Origin of the sequence: Paenibacillus ottowii, assembly GCF_006874425.1 — a bacterium.
Taxonomy (GTDB): Bacteria; Bacillota; Bacilli; order Paenibacillales; family Paenibacillaceae; genus Paenibacillus; species Paenibacillus ottowii.
In genome coordinates this window covers 273,855-292,639 of the sequence record NZ_VIJZ01000004.1, presented here as the reverse complement: position 1 = coordinate 292,639, position 18,785 = coordinate 273,855, and the positions used below count along the sequence as shown (strand labels likewise).

The following is an 18,785-nucleotide window of genomic DNA, read 5'->3' as shown; positions in this document are numbered from 1 at the left end:
ATGGCATCATTACTACAAAACAGCACACAGACAGCTCCATCCCCATTCCTAGTTCCCTTGGATTTTGCACGCATACAGCGCAAGCATACATTCTCTACTTATCAGGTAGATTTAGAAGCGTCCATCTCGGAACAATTGAATCAGCAAGCATCTGCGGAGAACAGACAAGCGGTGCTCTTATCAGCATATACTGCATGGTTATATCGTCTATCTGCGGAGGAAGAAGTTTCTTTCTCTACTTTTGTGCCTCGATCAGGTCTGCTTACAGCATCGCTGACAGTTGAAAAAGAAACCACTTTTCATGATCTGGCAAGCTTATTTCAGGGGATGCTGCGTGAGTCTAATGCGTTCCTGGCAGAACCACAAGCTGATACTTCATTTTCATCAACACTACCTTCAAACAATGGTGTAGAATCCCGTATTATGGACTGGGCTGTCAATGAGAACAATGGCACTTATCAAATCCAGATTCGGTATGATCAATCACTCTTGCTGGAAACAACGGTTGTTCGATACACAGAATACTTTGTAACCCTTCTGCGTGGTGCGCTAAACAACAGCCATGCACTTGTGAATTCCATTGACATATTATCGGACGCGGATCGTGCTGCTCACGAAGCTTTAAATAATACAGTGGTAAAATATCCTGAGCATCAGACGATTCACGGAATGTTTGAAGAAGCGGCTTCCCAATATCCTGATCGTCCAGCTATTGCATCCCATACTGGGGAATACACGTACCGTGAACTGAACGAGCGCGCTAACCAAGTCGCACGTGTTTTGTTATCCAAAGGTCTTGCCAAAGGTGAATTCGTGACCATCTTTATGGAACGAAGCTTGGAGACCGTTATTTCGCTGCTCGGCATCCTGAAAGCCGGAGGCGTGTACGTTCCTGTTGATCCCGCTCACCCCGCTGATCGGAGCAGCTACATTGTCGAGGACACGCGTTCTCCTTTTGTCTTAACAACTTCCGCACTCACCCAACAAGCGGCTGAACTATGCGGTTCCATTGAAACCGTAAAAGAAATATTAGCTATTGATGGGCCACTGGCGGGTTATGCAGCCAGCAATCCAAACGTTGATGTAAGTCCGGATGATCTAGCTTATGTTATCTATACGTCCGGTTCTACAGGCAAACCAAAAGGTGCCCTGATCGCTCACCGCGGTGTTGTTAACTTAGGAGCTGTCGTGCAACGCGATTGTGACATTACACCTCAGGATGTATTGACCCAATTCGCCACCTATAGCTTCGATGCCTCGGTGTGGGATACGATTGGAGCCTTGTTTTATGGCGCAAAATTGTACCTGCTGTCTTCCGAAGAGCGCGTATCTGTCGAAGAATTCGCCGAAGCCATCGAACGTACAGGCACGACGATTATCACTATTTTGCCAACCGTATTTTTTAATCAGCTATCTACGTACTTGTCAGACGAAGGTTATCGCAAACTCGCAAATGTTCGAATTGTGACTGTGGCAGGCGAAGCGCTGTATGGCTCACAAGTTCGAGCGTTCCAAAGCAAATTTGGTACAGATACAGACATCGTAAACGTATACGGACCAACTGAATGCACCGTAGCTACAACGACCCATCGAGTCCGTGGTGCCGTACCTGAACATGTCGTTAATATCCCGATCGGCAAGCCGATTTACAATTATAAAGTGTATATCGTTAACGACGATAATAAGCTCTGCCCTGTCAATATTCCGGGCGAGGTATGCATTGCCACGCCTGCGTTAGCCCATGGCTATCTCCATCAGCCGGAGCGTACAGCCCAATCATTCGTGGACAATCCTTTTGTCCCAGGTGAGAAAATGTACCGTTCAGGTGATATTGCCAAGCTGCTGCCAGACGGTACGATTGAATACGTAAGCCGGAAGGATTCGCAGCTCAAAATTCGGGGGAACCGGATTGAAATAGGGGAAATTGAAGATCATTTCTCCAAACATCCAGGTGTTCAAGACGTAGCAGTTGTCGCCGTTAAAGATCACACAGATCAGAACATGCTAGTTGGCTATTTCACCACTTCGGATGGACAGTCCATTCCACAGGACGTTATTCAGTCTTATATTGGAGGCAAGCTGCCTTCCTACTTTGTACCGACCCATGTCATCCATCTGGAAGCCATGCCTATTTCACCAACAGGCAAGATTGATCGTAAAAAGTTGGCCCTGCGGCCACTTCCTGAAGTGTCTGATCTTACGTCCGGCGGGGAACCTCTCCGCGAAGGAACTGAAACACTCATTGCCGAAGCATGGACACAAGTGCTTGGTAAACATAACATTGGCGCCACCGATGATTTCTTCCTGATCGGAGGCGATTCGCTTCGTGTCATTCATGTACTAGCTATTCTGAAGCCGCGTTATGGCGCGCTGCGTATTGGAGACTTCTTCCGTTACAAGACCGTTCGTGAGCTTGCTGAATATGTAGAGCAATTAGGAACAGAACAAGCACCGCAGCGCAAGTCACTCGCGTTTTCTAAGGAAAAAACGGATTTGAATGAACATCCTATTGAGCTGCCTGGTGCTTCAGATTTAGCTGAAATCCGCGACTTGCGCGTAATTTTGTTGACCGGAGCCACAGGATATCTGGGTTCACACATTCTGTATGACCTGCTCCACCGGACAAAAGCCAAAGTATACGCCATGGTCCGTCCTTCTCAGAGCGGTCCGTCTGGCTTAGAGCGTATTCAATCCGTATTGACAGGATATTTTGGTCAAAATATCTCCAGCTTGATGGAAGGACGTGTGAAGGCTGTCTATGGAGATCTGGAACAAGCAGATCTGGGTCTCTCCTCTGTCGATCGCCATATGCTGGAGCAACATATCGATGGTATCATTCACAGCGCTGCTGACGTTCGCCATTTTGGTGATTCGGCAACCTTCGATCGCACGAATGTGACCGGAACATTGGAACTGCTAAAAATCGCTCAAGCCAAGCCAGGAGTCTCCTTCCACCATGTTTCCACTATGGGAATACCGGAGGATCTTGCAAACGAAGGAAAATGGGAATCGACATTGGAACTCTCTGCCTTCCCAGATGAACTGAACGTGGACAATCTGTACACGAACAGTAAACTCGCAGCGGAGAAGCTATTGTTCCAGGCAGCTCAAGCAGGTACGCCTGTCTCGATCTACCGTGCGGGCAATTTGACAGCCCATTCGGCCAACGGACGCTTCCAGCGTAATATCGACAGCAATGCTTATTATCGTATGATGAAGGCAATGCTGCTGCTGGGCAAAGCTCCACAAGCCGATTGGCATACGGACTTCACACCGATTGATTACGCTAGCCGTGCTATCGTAGAACTGTCCGTCAAGCAAAAAAGTGCGAACCGCATTTTCCACATCTGTAATCCGAACCCACTGCCATATGATGAACTGATCGCTATGGTAAACCAGCTCGGTTACGCAGTAGAAACCCTGCCTTTTGACGATTACAGCGCTTGGCTGCTGAATCCGTCTTCCGGCATTCAGGAAGATGCACTCCACCTTGCGATGGGACAACTCGAAGGTGATGGTGCCAAGGATTCGGCTTACCGTTACGGCTGCTCTGTAACCAAAGCTCTGCTGGAACAAGCTGGCGTTCAGTGTCCGGTAACCAACCTGGAGTTTATTCGCAATATGATCCAGCATGCCGTCGAGATCGGTTACTTCCCGGCCTCATCTTCGGTATCTGCAAAAGCAACACAGAGGTAACAAAGTTGTGATATTTCCCCCGCATGTTTTCGGTATGATAAACTAGATTTTGCTAGTTTCATATTTAGTATAAACCTCTATACTTTCAGAATTTTTTTGCATGCGGGGGATGTCATTCAATGAAACACACTTTTTTTAAAAGAACACTGTTAATCATGAGCTTGCTAGCTATCTTAGGGATTTTGGTGTATGAAGCACGTACCATATATCACACACCTATAGTCAAAGGAACTCATCGTACACGCACTGCGAATGCAGATCGACTGGTACGTCACTTATTCTCACTGACGCCTACACCAGATAAGGTATATTACCAAAACAAAGTAATTGTCCTGATGTATCATGAAGTGACCAAGATTCCACCTGATCCTGGTGCCCTCAAGCTTAGTAATTTAACGAGACAGTTGGACGAAATGAGAGCAAATGGCTTCCATTGGATCACAATGAAGGAGTATACGGACTTTATTTTACATAAAGCCAAGGTTCCCGATAATGCCGTTCTTATGACATTTGACGATGGCTATGAATCTTTTTATACGGACACTTTTCCCGTGTTGAAGAAGTATCATGTTCCGGCTACCAATTTTCTCATTACATCCACAATCAGCAATCCTAAACATATTGGTATACCCAAGCTGACATGGGATCAAATTCATCAGATGCATGCAGAGGGCATTGATTTTTACAGTCATACCAATGATGAGCATTCGTACGGATACTCCAACACCACGCGCACCAAACAAAAACCGCTTCTGATGGGTCCGGTGTATTCGAAAAAGCTGGGGCGAATGGAAACTGAGGATGAGTTCAAACAGCGGATTTATAGCGATTTGGACATGGCTAACAAAAAGCTATTCAAACATCTGCACAATGATCAAAATGTACTGGCCTTTCCTTATGGGGGCTATACCAAGGAGACGTTGGAAATTTGCCGTTCCTTGGGAATTGACGTTACGTTCACGGTGAAACGAGGAATTAACTCACCAGGGCAAACGAACGGCTATCGCGTCAATGCAGGTGGAATACACAATATTCCAGAAGTATTGGTGCAATATATGAAAGAAGGGGCTCCCCTTCGCCCACTTCCTTTTGCTCAAGGTCCCAATGAGGCATCGTGAACACAATAGTTAATTTAAGGACAAAAAGAACCTTTACAATCATTTTGGGATTGGAAAGGTTCTTTTGTTGTATGGATTCGAGTTTAGGGCCAGATACGAATTAGCGCAATAACGGCCAGATGTACCGGATAAAAGCTGCGCCACAACCAACGCGGTACCCGGTTATAAAATCCACTTTCCTCAGTAGCAAAACATACGATCAGAATACTGGACAGCAGACTAAAGTGCTGAATATTCGCATGGTGTACCATATCGTACACAACATTCAAAACAAAATGAGCAGCAATTATCATATAGGAACGGGTGTATCGATAAATGAGAACAAGCAGCAGACCATAGGCTCCGTAATCCATCTGGCTGAGCTCCATGAACAGAGCTATGAGGACGTACAGACCCGTTATAGCCGCCCAATGTTTCATGCGAGATGCAGCAGCCAGCGCGAGCAACGACGTCAGTAGCGTCCAGATCACATTGGGTCTGTGCACATCAAAGGCCAGCATGTAGGGCACCTGAGAGATCAAGGCCAGTCCGAGCAGGCGAAGCATGTAGCTCCGCATATTTCGGGTACGGGTATATCCCATATAGAGTGCGTAAGCGTAGATTGGAAAAGCAAGCCTGCCGGCAATTCTCCAAGCCGGATCTGTCGGAAAAAAAACCAGTCCGACATGGTCAATCAGCATCGTCAGCATGGCCAACCAGTACATATAAGGCCCCCTTATTCAAGTTTTACGTCTTTTCTTCTGTCAAACTCAGAATGGCGTTCATAATATCCGTTTTCGTAACCCGCCCTACTAACCCTTGAATTGGAACCGTGGAAGTCCATTGCTCGTCCAATACAGGAAGACAATTTACCTGATGTCGAACCAGTCTTGATATTGCTTCCAGCAAAGAATCTCCTGGGACTAGTGTGGTCATTTGGGCCCGGCGAGTCATGGCCATGGTCACTGGGACAGTGTGAAGATCAGTATGACCTAGCATGACCTTCAGCAAATCCTTGCGGGTAACAATACCGATGAGCTCCTGATCCTCCCCTGTGACCATCAGCGTGCCTGTATTTTGCTGAAACAGCATTAATACTGCATCATAGGCCGTAGCACCACTTGAAATCAAAATCGGCTCACTAAGTATATCTGCCACCGTCAGCTTTTTGAGCATACTGCCGATATGGCTATCATATTTTGGATCACGTCCTGGCAAGTAGCCCACCTTTGGTTTGGCATCTACTAGCCCGAGCATAACCAGCAACGCAAGGTCAGAACGCAAAGTCGGCCGCGATAGTCCCAGCTCTTCAGCAATTTTATCTCCTGTAACAGGTGCCAGACGCTGAACAATATCAACAATTTCCCGCTGTCTATCTGACAGTTGAATAATGATTACCTCCTTATGGAATGGGGTAGTATAAATTATAAAGGAGCAGAGATCAGTAAATTTCAGCATGCTTCGACAATTCATCAAATTTTAATTAAAGACCGCTTGTTTTCAAATTTAAAATGTGTCACAATTAAGGATGTAATACATACTAATTATAAGTTTAACGTGTGCAATATGCTACATTTAAATGAACATAATGTACACCATATGATATGTATTATGTACTATATAAACCTGAGGAGGAAAATCAAATGAAATTTTTCTTGGATACTGGTAACATTGAAGAAATCAAACGTATTGAACGTTTGGGTCTGGTTGATGGTGTAACAACCAACCCTTCCCTGATCGCTAAGGAAGGTCGAGTGTTCAAGGAAGTCATTCAGGAGATTTGCAGTATCGTTGAAGGTCCCGTAAGTGCTGAAGTAATCGGCCTCAAGGCTGAGGATATGCTTACAGAAGCTTATGACATCGCAAAATGGGCACCTAACGTGGTGATCAAGCTTCCTATGACTGAGGACGGTTTGTACGCTTGTAACGAGCTGACCAAGAACGGAATCAAAACGAATGTAACACTGATTTTCTCCGCAGCTCAAGGTTTGATGGCAGCCAAAGCTGGCGCTACTTTTATCAGCCCGTTCGTAGGACGTCTGGATGATATCGCTGTTGACGGTATGAAGCTGATCCGCGATCTGAGACAAATTTTGGACATTCATGGTCTGAAATCCGAAATCATCGCTGCTTCCATCCGCAACATTAAGCATGTAGAAGACGCTGCCCTGTCTGGTGCACATATCGCCACCATTCCAGGTTCCTTGCTTCCTTCCCTGTGGAAACATCCGCTGACAGATAGCGGTATCGAACGCTTCCTTAAAGATTGGGAAACTGTACCTAAAGCTTAATTCGCCAGTCATGGCAAACTATATTGTACTAAACTCCAACAGCCCGTTTTCGGGCTGTTTTTTTATTTTCTGCGTATGCGCGTGAAATGGAATAAGAAATGTCTGTTTACAGCATACTGAACAACTTCTTTTGACAAAACAACTTGTTGTTCATATAATTGTTATAACAACTAATTAAATTCAAAGTAACTATGTACGGAAAATAGAAAGGAGTGCCTTATGAACAATTTGCCTCCCGATTGTTCTATTGGGATGTTGCTCGGGATTACTCATCGTAAAATGAGTCAACAGCTCTTGCATCGTCTTAAACCTTATGATATTTCCCCAGAGCAATGGTCGGTTCTGTACCAAATCTATCAGGCCGAAGGCCTAAATCAGAAAGAAATTGCAGCTAAAGCTGTAAAGGATCAGCCCACCACGACTCGTATTATTGATTTGTTGGACAAGAAGGGCTGGGTACGGCGTGTGAATAGTCCACAGGATCGCCGGGCCTATTTGCTGCATTTGACTGAAGCAGGCCGACAGCTTGTGGAGGAGACTCTTCCCATCGAACGGGATGCCAACCACGATTTTGTAAAAGGAATTTCCTCTGCCGATCTGAAGCAATTCCGCCATATTCTTTTACAAATTCATACCAACATGACTGAATCAGAACAACAAGGAGAGAACGATTAATATGCAACAAGGCAAGCAACCTCTTTGGACCAAGGAATTTATCGTTCTTACGGTTTCCAATTTATTTTTGTTTCTGGAACTACAGATGATTGTATCTTCCATTCCTTCCTATGTGAAAAATGCATTTCATGCCACCTCCGTCCAGGTCAGTCTCGTGACGACTTTGTTCGCGCTAAGCGCAATTGTGGCAAGGCTTTTTTCTGCCCGTATGCTGGAAAAAGGACATCGTAGCGCCTTGATCTTCGTTGGACTGCTGTTTGCATTAGCAGGAACGTTGGGATACAGTGTTTCACCGACAATTGCGGTACTCCTGCTCATGCGTATGCTGTTCGGGATTGGCTTTGGCATGAGCAGCACCGCCTTTCCAACGATGGTCACTGACGTCATCCCACCCAAACGTCTCGGTGAAGGAATGGGATTTTTTAGTTTGTCCACTAGTTTAGCAATGTCTATTGGGCCGACCATTGGTATTTCGATGCTGCAATATGGCAGTTTTAACCTGCTTGCTTATTCGACATCCGCTGTCATCGTTGTAATTTTCCCTCTAGCTTATTGGCTCATTCGTACACTGCCTAAGGGGCACATCGAGCCACCTATGGTTCCTTTGGAAGAAGGGCGCAAACCGGCATTTAACCGTAAATTGTGGATTCCCGCCTTGCTGAACATGTTGATGTCTATCACATATGGCGGGTTGCTTGGTTTTATGGCACTTTACGGGGATGAGGCTAATCTTGCCCATCCGGCTTACTTTTTCCTGTTTAATGCGGTATCTGTACTGATCGTGCGTCCCTTCTCAGGCCGTATATATGATAAAAAAGGGGCAAAGGCACTGCTTATCCCCGGTTCCCTGTTTCTCATTGGCGGTCTGATCCTGCTTTCCTACGCACACAGCGACGTCTTTATGTATCTGTCTGCTCTTTGCTACGGTATCGGATTTGGTGTTATGCAGCCAACGTTGCAAACCTGGATGATTCAGGTCGTGTCACCTAAACAGAGGGGCATGGCAAACGGCATGTTTCTCAATTCCCTTGATTTTGGGGTCGCAGCCGGAGCACTTATCCTTGGCATTATCGCCAAAGCCAGTGATTATGCGTGGATGTACCGTCTTTCGTCGCTGTTTATTGTGCTGTTCTTGCTGATTTATGTCATTCAGATCATTGCAAAACGCAAGCCAAAAACACAGATCCCGCTGGAGGGATAAGATTCTTCCCTTGAAATGAGCATGCATCTACACTTGCATAAATATTAAAAGCACCCATTACCATGGTTTCATGGACAATGGGTGCTTTTGATTTTAGAGCATTTTCAATTGCAAGTTTATTTATTTCGCAGGAGTTTTGTGTCTAAGCTTAGAAGCTGGAGGCTTTTCTCGCGACATGTATGTCATTTTCTCCCTCTTGTTGCTACGATCACTGGATTTGTCCCCTGCTGGTTCATCCTGCTTAGGCTTAACCGCAAGCAGCATCAGCAAAGCCGCAATTCCCCCCACTGCGGCCATGGCACCAAAAAGCAGACTATGCCCACTGCGGCCAATCAGCAAGGATACCACTGGAGGACCTAAAGATACTCCGACAAAGCGCATGCTGCTATACAAGGATGTGATGGTTCCGCGCTCCTCTTTTTCAATCCCCTTGGTAATCAGGGCATCCAAACAAGGGAGTGCGAGCCCAATACCGCCGCCTCCTAACGTAAACAGACCAACCACTGCATAAATATGTTGAAAAAATCCGAGAATGGCAAAGCTGATCGTCAAAATGACCAAACCGGCAAAACCGATCCATTTCATGCGCTTTTTGTGCTTACCAATAACCTTGCCACCTAAATAAGAACACAGACAGAGGGAAATAAGCGGTATGGCAAGCACAAAGCCTTTCCAGACACCATGAAGGTGGTATCGACTTTCCAGTATGTCAGATAAGTAGAACAAGACGCCAAAAATGACAAACATACAAATACCGCCCATAGCAAAAATAGCATAGAGCCAGCGTCCTTTTTCGGCAAGCACTTGCTTCACATTTCCCACAAATTCTCGGAACATAATCGGTTGGTTTTTACGCTTGGGCACATGGATGAGCCAAATGACTAAAATAAGTGAAATCAAACAGAGACCCGGAATCACTGCCAACGGCAAAAACCATAATACTGCTCCCAACGCAGCACCGAGAATCGGACTTAATACTTTACCAAATGTATTATAGGTTTCGACTACTCCCAGGTTCTTGCTGGCTTCATCCTCGTTCTCATACAGATCACCCACAAGCGGAATGACGATAGGAAAGGCTCCCGCCGCTCCCGCGCCCTGGAGTAGACGACCTGCAATAATGGTCCAATATGCTGCCAGGTCATGAAGCAGCCATGCTCCCACCGCAGAAATTCCCCCTCCAATCACAGTCAGAATTAGACAGGGAACAATCACCGCTTTACGGCCAAATCGGTCGGAAAGATAGCCCGCAATCGGTATCAGTAAAATGGCCACCACCGCATAGACTGTAATCAACATGCTAATCTGAAAGGAGCTTACATGTAGCTTACGTCCGATTTCCGGTAAAACAGGAATCAGCATGGAATTACCCAGCGTCATCATCAGTGGGATGGAACCTAATGCAACCAGATTCCCTTTATTTTGTTGCATCCCGTTACCACCTTTGCAAAAGTAATAACACAGCTGTTCAGATTGGTTCAACAGATGTTATTGTGTTTACAATGGTGGGAATTTATACGGCTATACTTTAAATCCACCGACCCTTGCATTCAGCATTTGCGACATATCCGCCACAGTATGAATGGACGATGCAATTTCCTCCATAGAAGCCAATTGCTCTTCAGCCGCCGCACTGACACTTTGGGTTCCTCCGGCCGTCTGCTCCGCTACTTCACGTATGCGTTCCGCCGCCTTGACCATCCGCTCAGATCCACCGGACATTTGTTCTACAGACTGGTTTACATTGTGAATCTGCTCGCTGACTTGTTGAATGGAACTTCCAATCTGACGAAATGCAGTTTCAGCGGATTGCATGACCTTTACGCCAGATTGCACTTCAGTGGTCCCAGACTGCATGGTGGAAGCAACATTTCCAACATGCTCTTGAATATTTTGCACAAACTGTGTGATTTCTGCGGCTGAAACCGATACTTGCTCGGCCAATCTTCTTACCTCAGAGGCCACAACCGCAAATCCTTTGCCCTGTTCCCCCGCTCTGGCTGCTTCAATGGATGCGTTAAGCGCCAGCATTCCAGTCTGTTTGGCAATTCCGGTAATCACAGATCCGATCATGCCAATCTGCTCTGCCTGTTCACTAAGTGAACGCACAGCACGTGCAGAGCTGTCTACACTTTCGCTTACCTTCTCCATCTGACGCATAGCCTGACCTATAGATTGTTCCCCTGCTGCTGCATCTTTAGCGGCTGTATCAGACAATTCATATACCTGCTCACTTGTGGCAGCAATCCGTTCAAGCTCGTTGGCAAGTTCTTTTATGGTAGCTGTAGTTTGTGTAATATCATCGACCTGATGCTCCATACCCGTCGCAAGCTCTTCCATGACACCGGAAGTATGACGATTGGCCTGATTCATTTCCTCAGTACTGACGTTAACACGCTCTGCGGTTATAGTTAATGTACGAGCCGTATCCTGAGCATCGACAATGATACGGCGGAATCCTTCAATAAGCTTGTTGTAGGAGCTCGCAATCATACCAATTTCGTCCTTGGACGTAATATCCAGTCTACTACGCAAATCTCCTCCACCTTGAGACATTTGCAACAACTGCTCATTCATATGGTGTAATGGACGAATGGAACGAATTAAAACGACAGATTGAGCAATACTGTACATTATAACTAATAGCCCTACTATGCTCGTAATCAAGGTCGTATTCGTCATCGTTTGGTGCGCCTGCTGTACTTTTACCGTTACCATATCTTCTTGAGCTTTGACAAATGCGAGGACCTTGGTATCCAGTTGCTTACGCAAAACCCTTTCGTTTTCAAAATCATCGAGCAATTCAGAAAATGGCGGGAAGCCATCATCTCTCGTGCTCTTATACCCTGCTGTAGTTAGTAGACTATGAACTTGATTCATATAGGTACTAATACCTGTTTTGAGCTCAGTCATCTTCTTTTTCGTATCCTCATTACCCGTATTGAGCAGAGCTTCTGTCTCCTGTAACAGCTTTGCAACCTCACTTTGCTTGTTCCCGATCTCGTTCCCATACTGTTCGTCACGAGTCAGCAAATATGCCCGCTCATCATTGGATATCCCATTTAACAAAAATTGAAGTGTCTTGGAGTTATACGCAATCGTCTCTTCACGATTCATAATATCTTTGTACTCGTTCTCACTATGTACACTTAAAATGTAATTGGTCAGCAGCATAGCGGCAATCACACTTGGGATCAGTATCGCGCTGAGAATCATTTTGGCCTTAATTGTTAAGTTCATGAATTGGTCCCCCAGTTGTCTCGAATAAAATGTCCAACTTACTATATATCGTTTTATTTTTCTGTTTTGTTAAATGAAACTGAAAAAAGTGTATAGATTTTTAAATATATTTATGTCTATTTCGTGAACATATATATGTTGTTTAATATCAAAACAAAAAAAATTCAAATTAGGGAAATAATAAGAACTAAGTTCCGTTTGTACATGTCAGATTCGGATGGTTAAAAATGATATACTAAGTAATGGTATGCTATAAGCCTCAAGGAGGATCTGCATGAAAAGTCTGGAGCTCAAACCACTTATTCGCGTGCTTAACGAGTTGGAAACCCGTAGCTGCCTTATTGAGCAGCAAGGGCATAGGATCATGGATTACTACCGTGAGCCTCAGATCGCCAATGAACTCTATAAAATAAATTCCTGTACTAAAAGCGTGATTTCCGCATTAATCAGTATTGCTATGGATCAACAACTGGTACCCCAACCCGAGACACCGATCTTTGAATTTTTCCCCCAATTGGGTAAAGACAATGACGCTCGAAAGCGTGATATTACGATTGAACACCTGTTGACGATGTCTGCTGGCTTTAACTGGACAGAATTCGGGGGACAAAATTCATTTCCTACCATGAGCAAAACGTCCGATTGGGTACAATTTGTGCTTTCACAGCCCTTATCGGATATACCAGGTACGCGAATGGAGTATAGCTCTGGCTGTTCTCAACTTTTGGCCACCTTGCTGCGCTCTGCCTCTGGACAAGCAGTTGCTGAATTTGCCGAGAAGCACTTATTCCAACCACTCGGGATCTATAAATATCATTGGGAAACCGATCCACAAGGTACACATACCGGAGGATTTGGACTGCATCTCAGACCGCTGGATATGCTCAAATTCGGACGACTTTATCTGAACCAAGGAAGCTGGGAAGGACGGCAGATCATCCAGATAGAGACAGTCCGATATTCGACCCGTCCATTCCTTCCGGCCTCCAAACCACAAAAAGCTTACTACGGCTGTCATTGGTGGACTTCTTCCTTTTCTGATGAGAGAAAAGCAGGAACGAAAATAGACTATTTTTATGCACTCGGCTTTGGTGGGCAATATATTATTGTCGTTCCGGCTTATGACATGGTCGTTGTCCTCACAGCTGATAAATTTAAAAAGAAACGAACTCCTGTGGATATTTTCCGGCAGTACCTTGTACCACTACTACTTCAAGAGAATGCATAGGGTATGACATCAAGCTAAAATTGAGGACATTCTATACAGAGGCAACATCAAAAAGGACTAGCCTGATGTGTATCAGACAAGCCCTTTTTTTCGCAATATAATCACCACACTATAATCTATCCATTCACAGATGAACGTCTAGCCTAGCTCAAATGAATAGTGAGCACTTGCTGTCCGCTGGAGGCTGGTGTAATGACTACACCCTGTTCTCCGGCCAAAATGCTGCCTTCCTCCACCTGAACAACCTCGTGGATACCACGCAATACTAACGACCACGGTTTGGTAGCCCCTTCTGCTTTCACCGTTATGACAGAATCCTTCCGGCTGGCAGTAACTGCTAGCTCTTCTTCGCCTGACGTATTCACGATGACCGTGCGAGCCTGCTGTACCTCACCTAGCTCAAACAAATGAAGTGCCACTTGATCAGCATAATCATAATCCGGACGACGATCCTCATGACCGATTGCCAGTAATGTGTTTGGCTTTACGAGCACAGGCAAGGTTGTAAAATCGTGATGCTCGTTGACCCAACGGCCGCCAGCAACAGTTTCATTCGTTAACAAATTCGTCCACTGACCCTCTGGCACATAATACTGTACATTGCCTTCTTTATTAAAGATCGGGGCTACCAAAATGGAATCCCCCAGCATATATTGTAAATCCAGCGTGGCGCAGGTAGGTTCCTGCGGAAATTCCAGTACCATAGCCCGCATCATTGGCAGTCCCTTCACTGAGGATTCCACAGCGGAAGCATACAGGTGTGGCATCAGCGAGCACTTGAGTTTGGTAAAGCTGCGCACTACATCGACTGACTCCTCGTCAAACAGCCACGGAACACGGTACGATACATTTCCGTGTAGCCGGCTATGGGAGGATAGCAGTCCAAACTGTACCCACCGTTTGTACAAGTCCGGCGCAGCCGTTAGTTCAAAGCCGCTAATATCATGGCTCCAAAAGCCAAAACCGCTCAAGCCAAGCGATAACCCGCCTCGCAATGATTCTGCCATCGACTCATACGTGGACGAGCAGTCTCCGCCCCAGTGAACCGGGAACTGTTGTCCCCCGGCTGTGGCAGAACGTGCAAATAATGCGGCTTCATTTTTGCCCAGCTTTTCCTCCAGCACATCAAACACAGCTTTGTTGTACAGATGCGTATAGTAATTATGCATTTTCATGGGATCAGAGCCATCATAATAAACTACATCTGTTGGAATACGTTCACCGAAGTCAGTTTTAAAACAGTCCACGCCTTGATCGATCAGCACCTTCAGCTTATCCTGGTACCACTTGACAGCAGCCGGGTTCGTGAAGTCAACCAGCCCCATTCCCGCCTGCCACATGTCCCATTGCCACACACTGCCATCGGCTGTTTTGACCAGGTAGCCATTCTCCATGCCTTCATCGAACAATATGGACTTTTCTGCAATATACGGATTAATCCAGGCACAAATTTTGAGCCCTTTAGCTTTCAATCTTTGCAACATCCCTTCCGGGTCTGGGAACATTTCTTGATCCCACTGGAAATCGCACCATTGGTATTCCTTCATCCAGAAGCAGTCAAAATGGAATACCGAGAGTGGCAGATCTCGCTCAGCCATCCCGTCCACAAAATGATTTACTGTCGCTTCATCATAATCGGTCGTGAACGAAGTAGTCAGCCACAAACCAAAGGTCCAGGCCGGTGGCAATGCAGGCTTGCCTGTCAGCTTGGTATAATTGTCCAATACCTCCTTAGGATTGGCCCCCCCGATAATAAAATACTCCAACGATTCGCCAGCAACGCTAAACTGTACCTTTGAAACATTTTCCGAGGCAATCTCATAGGACACCTTTTCCGGATGATTGACGAATACACCGTACCCTTTATTGGATAAATAAAATGGAATGTTTTTGTATGCCTGTTCGCTGCTAGTCCCGCCATCTTCATTCCAGATATCAACGACCTGACCATTTTTCACAAACGGAGTGAAACGCTCTCCGAGACCGTATACATACTCCCCGATACCCAGCTCCAGCTGTTCCCGGAAAAAAGGCCGGTCCTGTGGGTCTGTAATGTAGCCGGGTCCCCGATGTCCACTACCTGTAACTTTACGATCCTTGACATAAAAACCTACGTCCCAGCCCTTTCCACGACCTACTCGCACACTTAGATCGCCGCTTTTCAGCACCGCTACGTCCTCGCCTACCGTAATATCCACCTCTGTCGGCAAGGTGTGAATTTCAAAATCCGGCCCATGCTGCACGCGTCCTTTGTGGTGGTTCAGACGCACCCGAATAACATTCGGCATGGGAGAGCTGTAGGTCGCTTTCAGTAACGCTCCGTTCAGCGTATCCCCTTTGTGCTCGATCCGGTGGGTTGCTGCATATACCGTCATGGAAGCATCGTCCGTAACAATATCACGGACATCTGCAGGATTTTGTATTTCATAGCCTTTGCGAACCAACCAATAGCCATCAGTAAATTTCATCTGTCGCTTCCTCCATCTCGACTTTTATATTTCTTGATCCCATATTCATATTGCTTATTGGATTTTTTCGAAATCCTTACTATAATAATATTGATTTATGTAAGGGTTTACTTCCGTTATTTTGATGTTTAGTATCAATATTTTGATGTTTTCTATATAAACCAGTTTGTAGAGAGGGATCATTGAAATGCAAAGGGAAATGTTACGAGAAAACCGCATTCACGGCAATCCCATGTATCCGGTCAGCGTATATCCTAGCGTAGAACAGTTGAACGGTAATAGTATATTGGAGTCCCATTGGCATGAAGAAATGGAGTTTATTGTCGTGGAACAGGGGAGCGCCATATTTCAGACGGATATGGTCTATACAGAGGTTAGCGAAGGTGAAGCCCTTTTTGTAAACAGCGGCGAGCTCCACGCCGGTTATTTACAAAAAAGCCCACGCTGTGTATTTTCTGCGGTGGTATTTCACCCCGACATGCTGCACAGCCGCACGCAAGATACAGTGCAGACACAGTTCATTGAACCATTTATCAATAAAAAGCTCATCCCTCCCCCTCACATTCGCGGTGCGCACCCTTGGGAGCAGGAGCTACTGAAGGCGTTGAAATGCATTATCACCAGTCATGAACAGAATGCGCCTGCCCGTGAACTAGCGACCAAAGCGCAGCTTTATAACATAATCGCCTGCCTATTTCCGCACATGACTCCAGCTAACGGGGAGGACGTGATTATGGCCAGTCAACGCAACAAGGTCGAACGGATCAAAAAAGCACTAGCGTACATCAACAGTCATGCGCATGAACCCATTCGTTTGCGAGAAATCTCAGATGAGATCGGGATGAGTGAAGGGCATTTTTGCCGTTTTTTCAAGCAGATGGTGCAGAAGAGTCCCATTGAATATATCAATTATCAGCGGATTCAGAAGGCTTGCAGGCTGCTGGAGCAAAGTGACCGCAAAGTAGTTGATATTGCGCTGGATGTTGGCTTTGAGAATCTAAGCTATTTTATTGCAACCTTTAAAAAATGGAACAGCCTGACGCCTTCACAATACCGCAAGCAATATGAAGCAGATCAGGCGCTTTCTGTCCCTTATATAACAGTCTGAAATATAAGTTTTTGATGAGTATAACAGTCAGTAAAGAAGTTACAAAAAAGAACGAACGGAAAATCAAGTTCTCCGTCCGTTCTTTTTGTTTTATTTTTTTGGCTTCATAAGTATGAGGACAATTTTTCTTCGCTTAATATAGTAAAGTATATAGCCTGCTATTCCACCTACAACAGAGGGAATTAACCAGCCTAATCCCACATCATATAATGGAAGAAACTCAGTGAAAAAGTCATTAATTACTTTGATTTTTATTCCCGCAGCATTCAAACCATCAAATAGACTAATAATAAAGGTTAAAATCAAACTGCCTTGATATACTTCTGACTTTCCTTTAAATACGGAATGCAAAAATGTTAAAAATATTAGAGAAATAGCAATAGGATATATTGCGATTAACACTGGCGTTGAAACCTTAATGAGCTGTGTTAAACCTATATTGGCTACAATGATACTAAATATAGATAGCAGGAGTGCAATTTTTTTATAAGAAACATTAGGGAAAAATGTATGAAAAAAGGAGGAACAGGACGTAATAAGCCCTACACTTGTCGTTAAACACGCTACTGTAATCATTAAGCCTAATAGAATTGAACCGTAAGATCCAAAATAATAGGAGGAAACCTTGGCTAACACTTCAGCACCATTTTCTAAAACACCCAGTTTTTCAACGCTGGAAGCTCCCATATAGGCAAGAGACGTATAGATAAAGGCTAAGAGGATAACTGCAATGGTTATCGATTTGGCACAAATAATCATCAGCTCTTTTTTGCTAGTAACTCCTCTTTCCTTAATGGCATTCACAATGATAATCCCAAAAATAAAGGCTACAAGAGCATCCAATGTTAAATACCCTTCTTGAAAGCCTTTGAAAAAGACGTGCGAAGTATAACCTTCGGCAGGTGCTTGGAATGCTCCTATGGGGTGAATAAGAGCTACAACCACAAGTATTCCAATGAATGTCAATTTAATAGGTGTTAAAAATTTCCCGATGACATCGATAATTTTTGTAGGGTTAAGTGATAACAAGCATGCAATTCCAAAAAAGACAATAGTAAATACAAAAAGTGCGACAGGATGATCTGTATGGTTAGAAAAAAAAGGTTTTACTCCAATTTCAAAAGACACGCTACCGGTTCTCGGAATTGCATACAAAGGACCAATGGCTAGATAAAGAACCGTTGTAAAAACAATACCAAATACGGGATGTACACGACTCGCTAAAGTTTGCAAGTTGCTTTTGCCCGAAAAGACAAAGGCTGTAACGGCTAGTAACGGTAAACCAACTCCGGTAACCAAAAAACCCGCATTGGCTATCCATACATTCTGGCCAGCCATTTGACCCAGCATAGGTGGAAAGATGAGATTCCCTGCACCAAAAAATAAGGCAAATAGCATCGACCCTATAATAATAATAAAGGACGAAGAAACACTTTTTGACATAATAAATCCTCCAACCATGAAATCACAACATTTTGTTATCATTCATTTTCATTTTTTTGTGTAGTACATCTTAATAGGGCATAGCAGCACCAGGTAGGGTTAGCTATCTGCCCCTCCCCGATCGGTGTAGGAACGTAATTCAAGAAGTTGGCTGCGACAACTCGTCATTACACAATACTCTATATACGTTCACGATTTCAAGTAACTTTGTACTTGCGAAGGAACCACTCTACTTCTTATCATGTTTCTCCTCCTACTAAATGAGCCCAATGGACTATGAATAATTTTACACGTAGGACTTAATTCTTACAAGATAATAAAAGCTCTGTATACCCCAT

13 protein-coding genes are annotated in these 18,785 nt (G+C 44.9%); 7 read left to right on the top strand and 6 right to left on the bottom strand.

What is annotated here, in order from left to right; all coding sequences use genetic code 11:
- Both FKV70_RS11460 and FKV70_RS11455 read left to right on the top strand, forming a co-directional pair.
- Positions 1-3,696: a non-ribosomal peptide synthetase family protein gene (locus FKV70_RS11460; RefSeq protein WP_142612917.1), complete on the top strand. Its 3,696-nt coding sequence runs from the start codon at positions 1-3 to the stop codon at positions 3,694-3,696.
- Positions 3,697-3,815: 119 nt separating this feature from the next.
- Positions 3,816-4,814: a polysaccharide deacetylase family protein gene (locus FKV70_RS11455; protein WP_142612916.1), complete on the top strand. Its 999-nt coding sequence runs from the start codon at positions 3,816-3,818 to the stop codon at positions 4,812-4,814.
- Between the two features lie 83 nt (positions 4,815-4,897).
- Here FKV70_RS11455 and FKV70_RS11450 read toward each other — a convergent pair whose 3' ends face one another.
- Positions 4,898-5,518 (bottom strand): TraX family protein, encoded by a 621-nt coding sequence (locus FKV70_RS11450; protein WP_142612915.1) that lies wholly within the window; start codon positions 5,516-5,518, stop codon positions 4,898-4,900.
- Between the two features lie 22 nt (positions 5,519-5,540).
- Positions 5,541-6,251: a CBS domain-containing protein gene (locus FKV70_RS11445; RefSeq protein WP_142612914.1), complete on the bottom strand. Its 711-nt coding sequence runs from the start codon at positions 6,249-6,251 to the stop codon at positions 5,541-5,543.
- Between the two features lie 185 nt (positions 6,252-6,436).
- Between FKV70_RS11445 and fsa the strand changes: the two genes are divergently transcribed.
- The 3 genes from fsa (at position 6,437) to FKV70_RS11430 (ending at position 8,960) form a co-directional block, all read left to right on the top strand.
- Positions 6,437-7,084, top strand: a complete 648-nt coding sequence (gene fsa, locus FKV70_RS11440) for a fructose-6-phosphate aldolase (RefSeq protein WP_040101606.1) — start codon at positions 6,437-6,439, stop codon at positions 7,082-7,084.
- Positions 7,085-7,303: 219 nt separating this feature from the next.
- Complete coding sequence (locus FKV70_RS11435; RefSeq protein WP_063209091.1) at positions 7,304-7,759, top strand: MarR family winged helix-turn-helix transcriptional regulator; 456 nt, start codon at positions 7,304-7,306, stop codon at positions 7,757-7,759.
- Between the two features lies 1 nt (position 7,760).
- Positions 7,761-8,960, top strand: coding sequence for an MFS transporter (locus FKV70_RS11430; RefSeq protein WP_142612913.1), 1,200 nt, complete (start codon positions 7,761-7,763; stop codon positions 8,958-8,960).
- A 120-nt stretch (positions 8,961-9,080) separates the two neighbouring features.
- On the opposite strand, the gene FKV70_RS11425 is transcribed toward FKV70_RS11430, so the two are convergent.
- Together FKV70_RS11425 and FKV70_RS11420 are read right to left on the bottom strand one after the other, a co-directional pair.
- Complete coding sequence (locus FKV70_RS11425; RefSeq protein ID WP_142612912.1) at positions 9,081-10,391, bottom strand: MFS transporter; 1,311 nt, start codon at positions 10,389-10,391, stop codon at positions 9,081-9,083.
- 90 nt (positions 10,392-10,481) lie between these two features.
- Positions 10,482-12,200, bottom strand: coding sequence for a methyl-accepting chemotaxis protein (locus FKV70_RS11420; RefSeq protein WP_142612911.1), 1,719 nt, complete (start codon positions 12,198-12,200; stop codon positions 10,482-10,484).
- Between the two features lie 274 nt (positions 12,201-12,474).
- On the opposite strand from FKV70_RS11420, the gene FKV70_RS11415 reads away from it, so the two are divergent.
- Positions 12,475-13,428, top strand: a complete 954-nt coding sequence (locus FKV70_RS11415) for a serine hydrolase domain-containing protein (RefSeq protein WP_142612910.1) — start codon at positions 12,475-12,477, stop codon at positions 13,426-13,428.
- A 143-nt stretch (positions 13,429-13,571) separates the two neighbouring features.
- Here FKV70_RS11415 and yicI read toward each other — a convergent pair whose 3' ends face one another.
- Positions 13,572-15,896: an alpha-xylosidase gene (yicI, locus tag FKV70_RS11410; RefSeq protein ID WP_142612909.1), complete on the bottom strand. Its 2,325-nt coding sequence runs from the start codon at positions 15,894-15,896 to the stop codon at positions 13,572-13,574.
- Positions 15,897-16,083: 187 nt separating this feature from the next.
- Between yicI and FKV70_RS11405 the strand changes: the two genes are divergently transcribed.
- The gene (locus FKV70_RS11405) at positions 16,084-17,004 is read left to right on the top strand and encodes an AraC family transcriptional regulator (protein ID WP_142612908.1); all 921 of its coding nucleotides are present in this window, start codon (positions 16,084-16,086) and stop codon (positions 17,002-17,004) included.
- A 90-nt stretch (positions 17,005-17,094) separates the two neighbouring features.
- Here the strand turns inward: FKV70_RS11405 and brnQ are convergent, their stop codons facing one another.
- On the bottom strand, positions 17,095-18,447 hold the full coding sequence (gene brnQ, locus FKV70_RS11400) for a branched-chain amino acid transport system II carrier protein (RefSeq protein WP_142612907.1): 1,353 nt from the start codon (positions 18,445-18,447) through the stop codon (positions 17,095-17,097).
- Positions 18,448-18,785 lie beyond the last annotated feature (338 nt).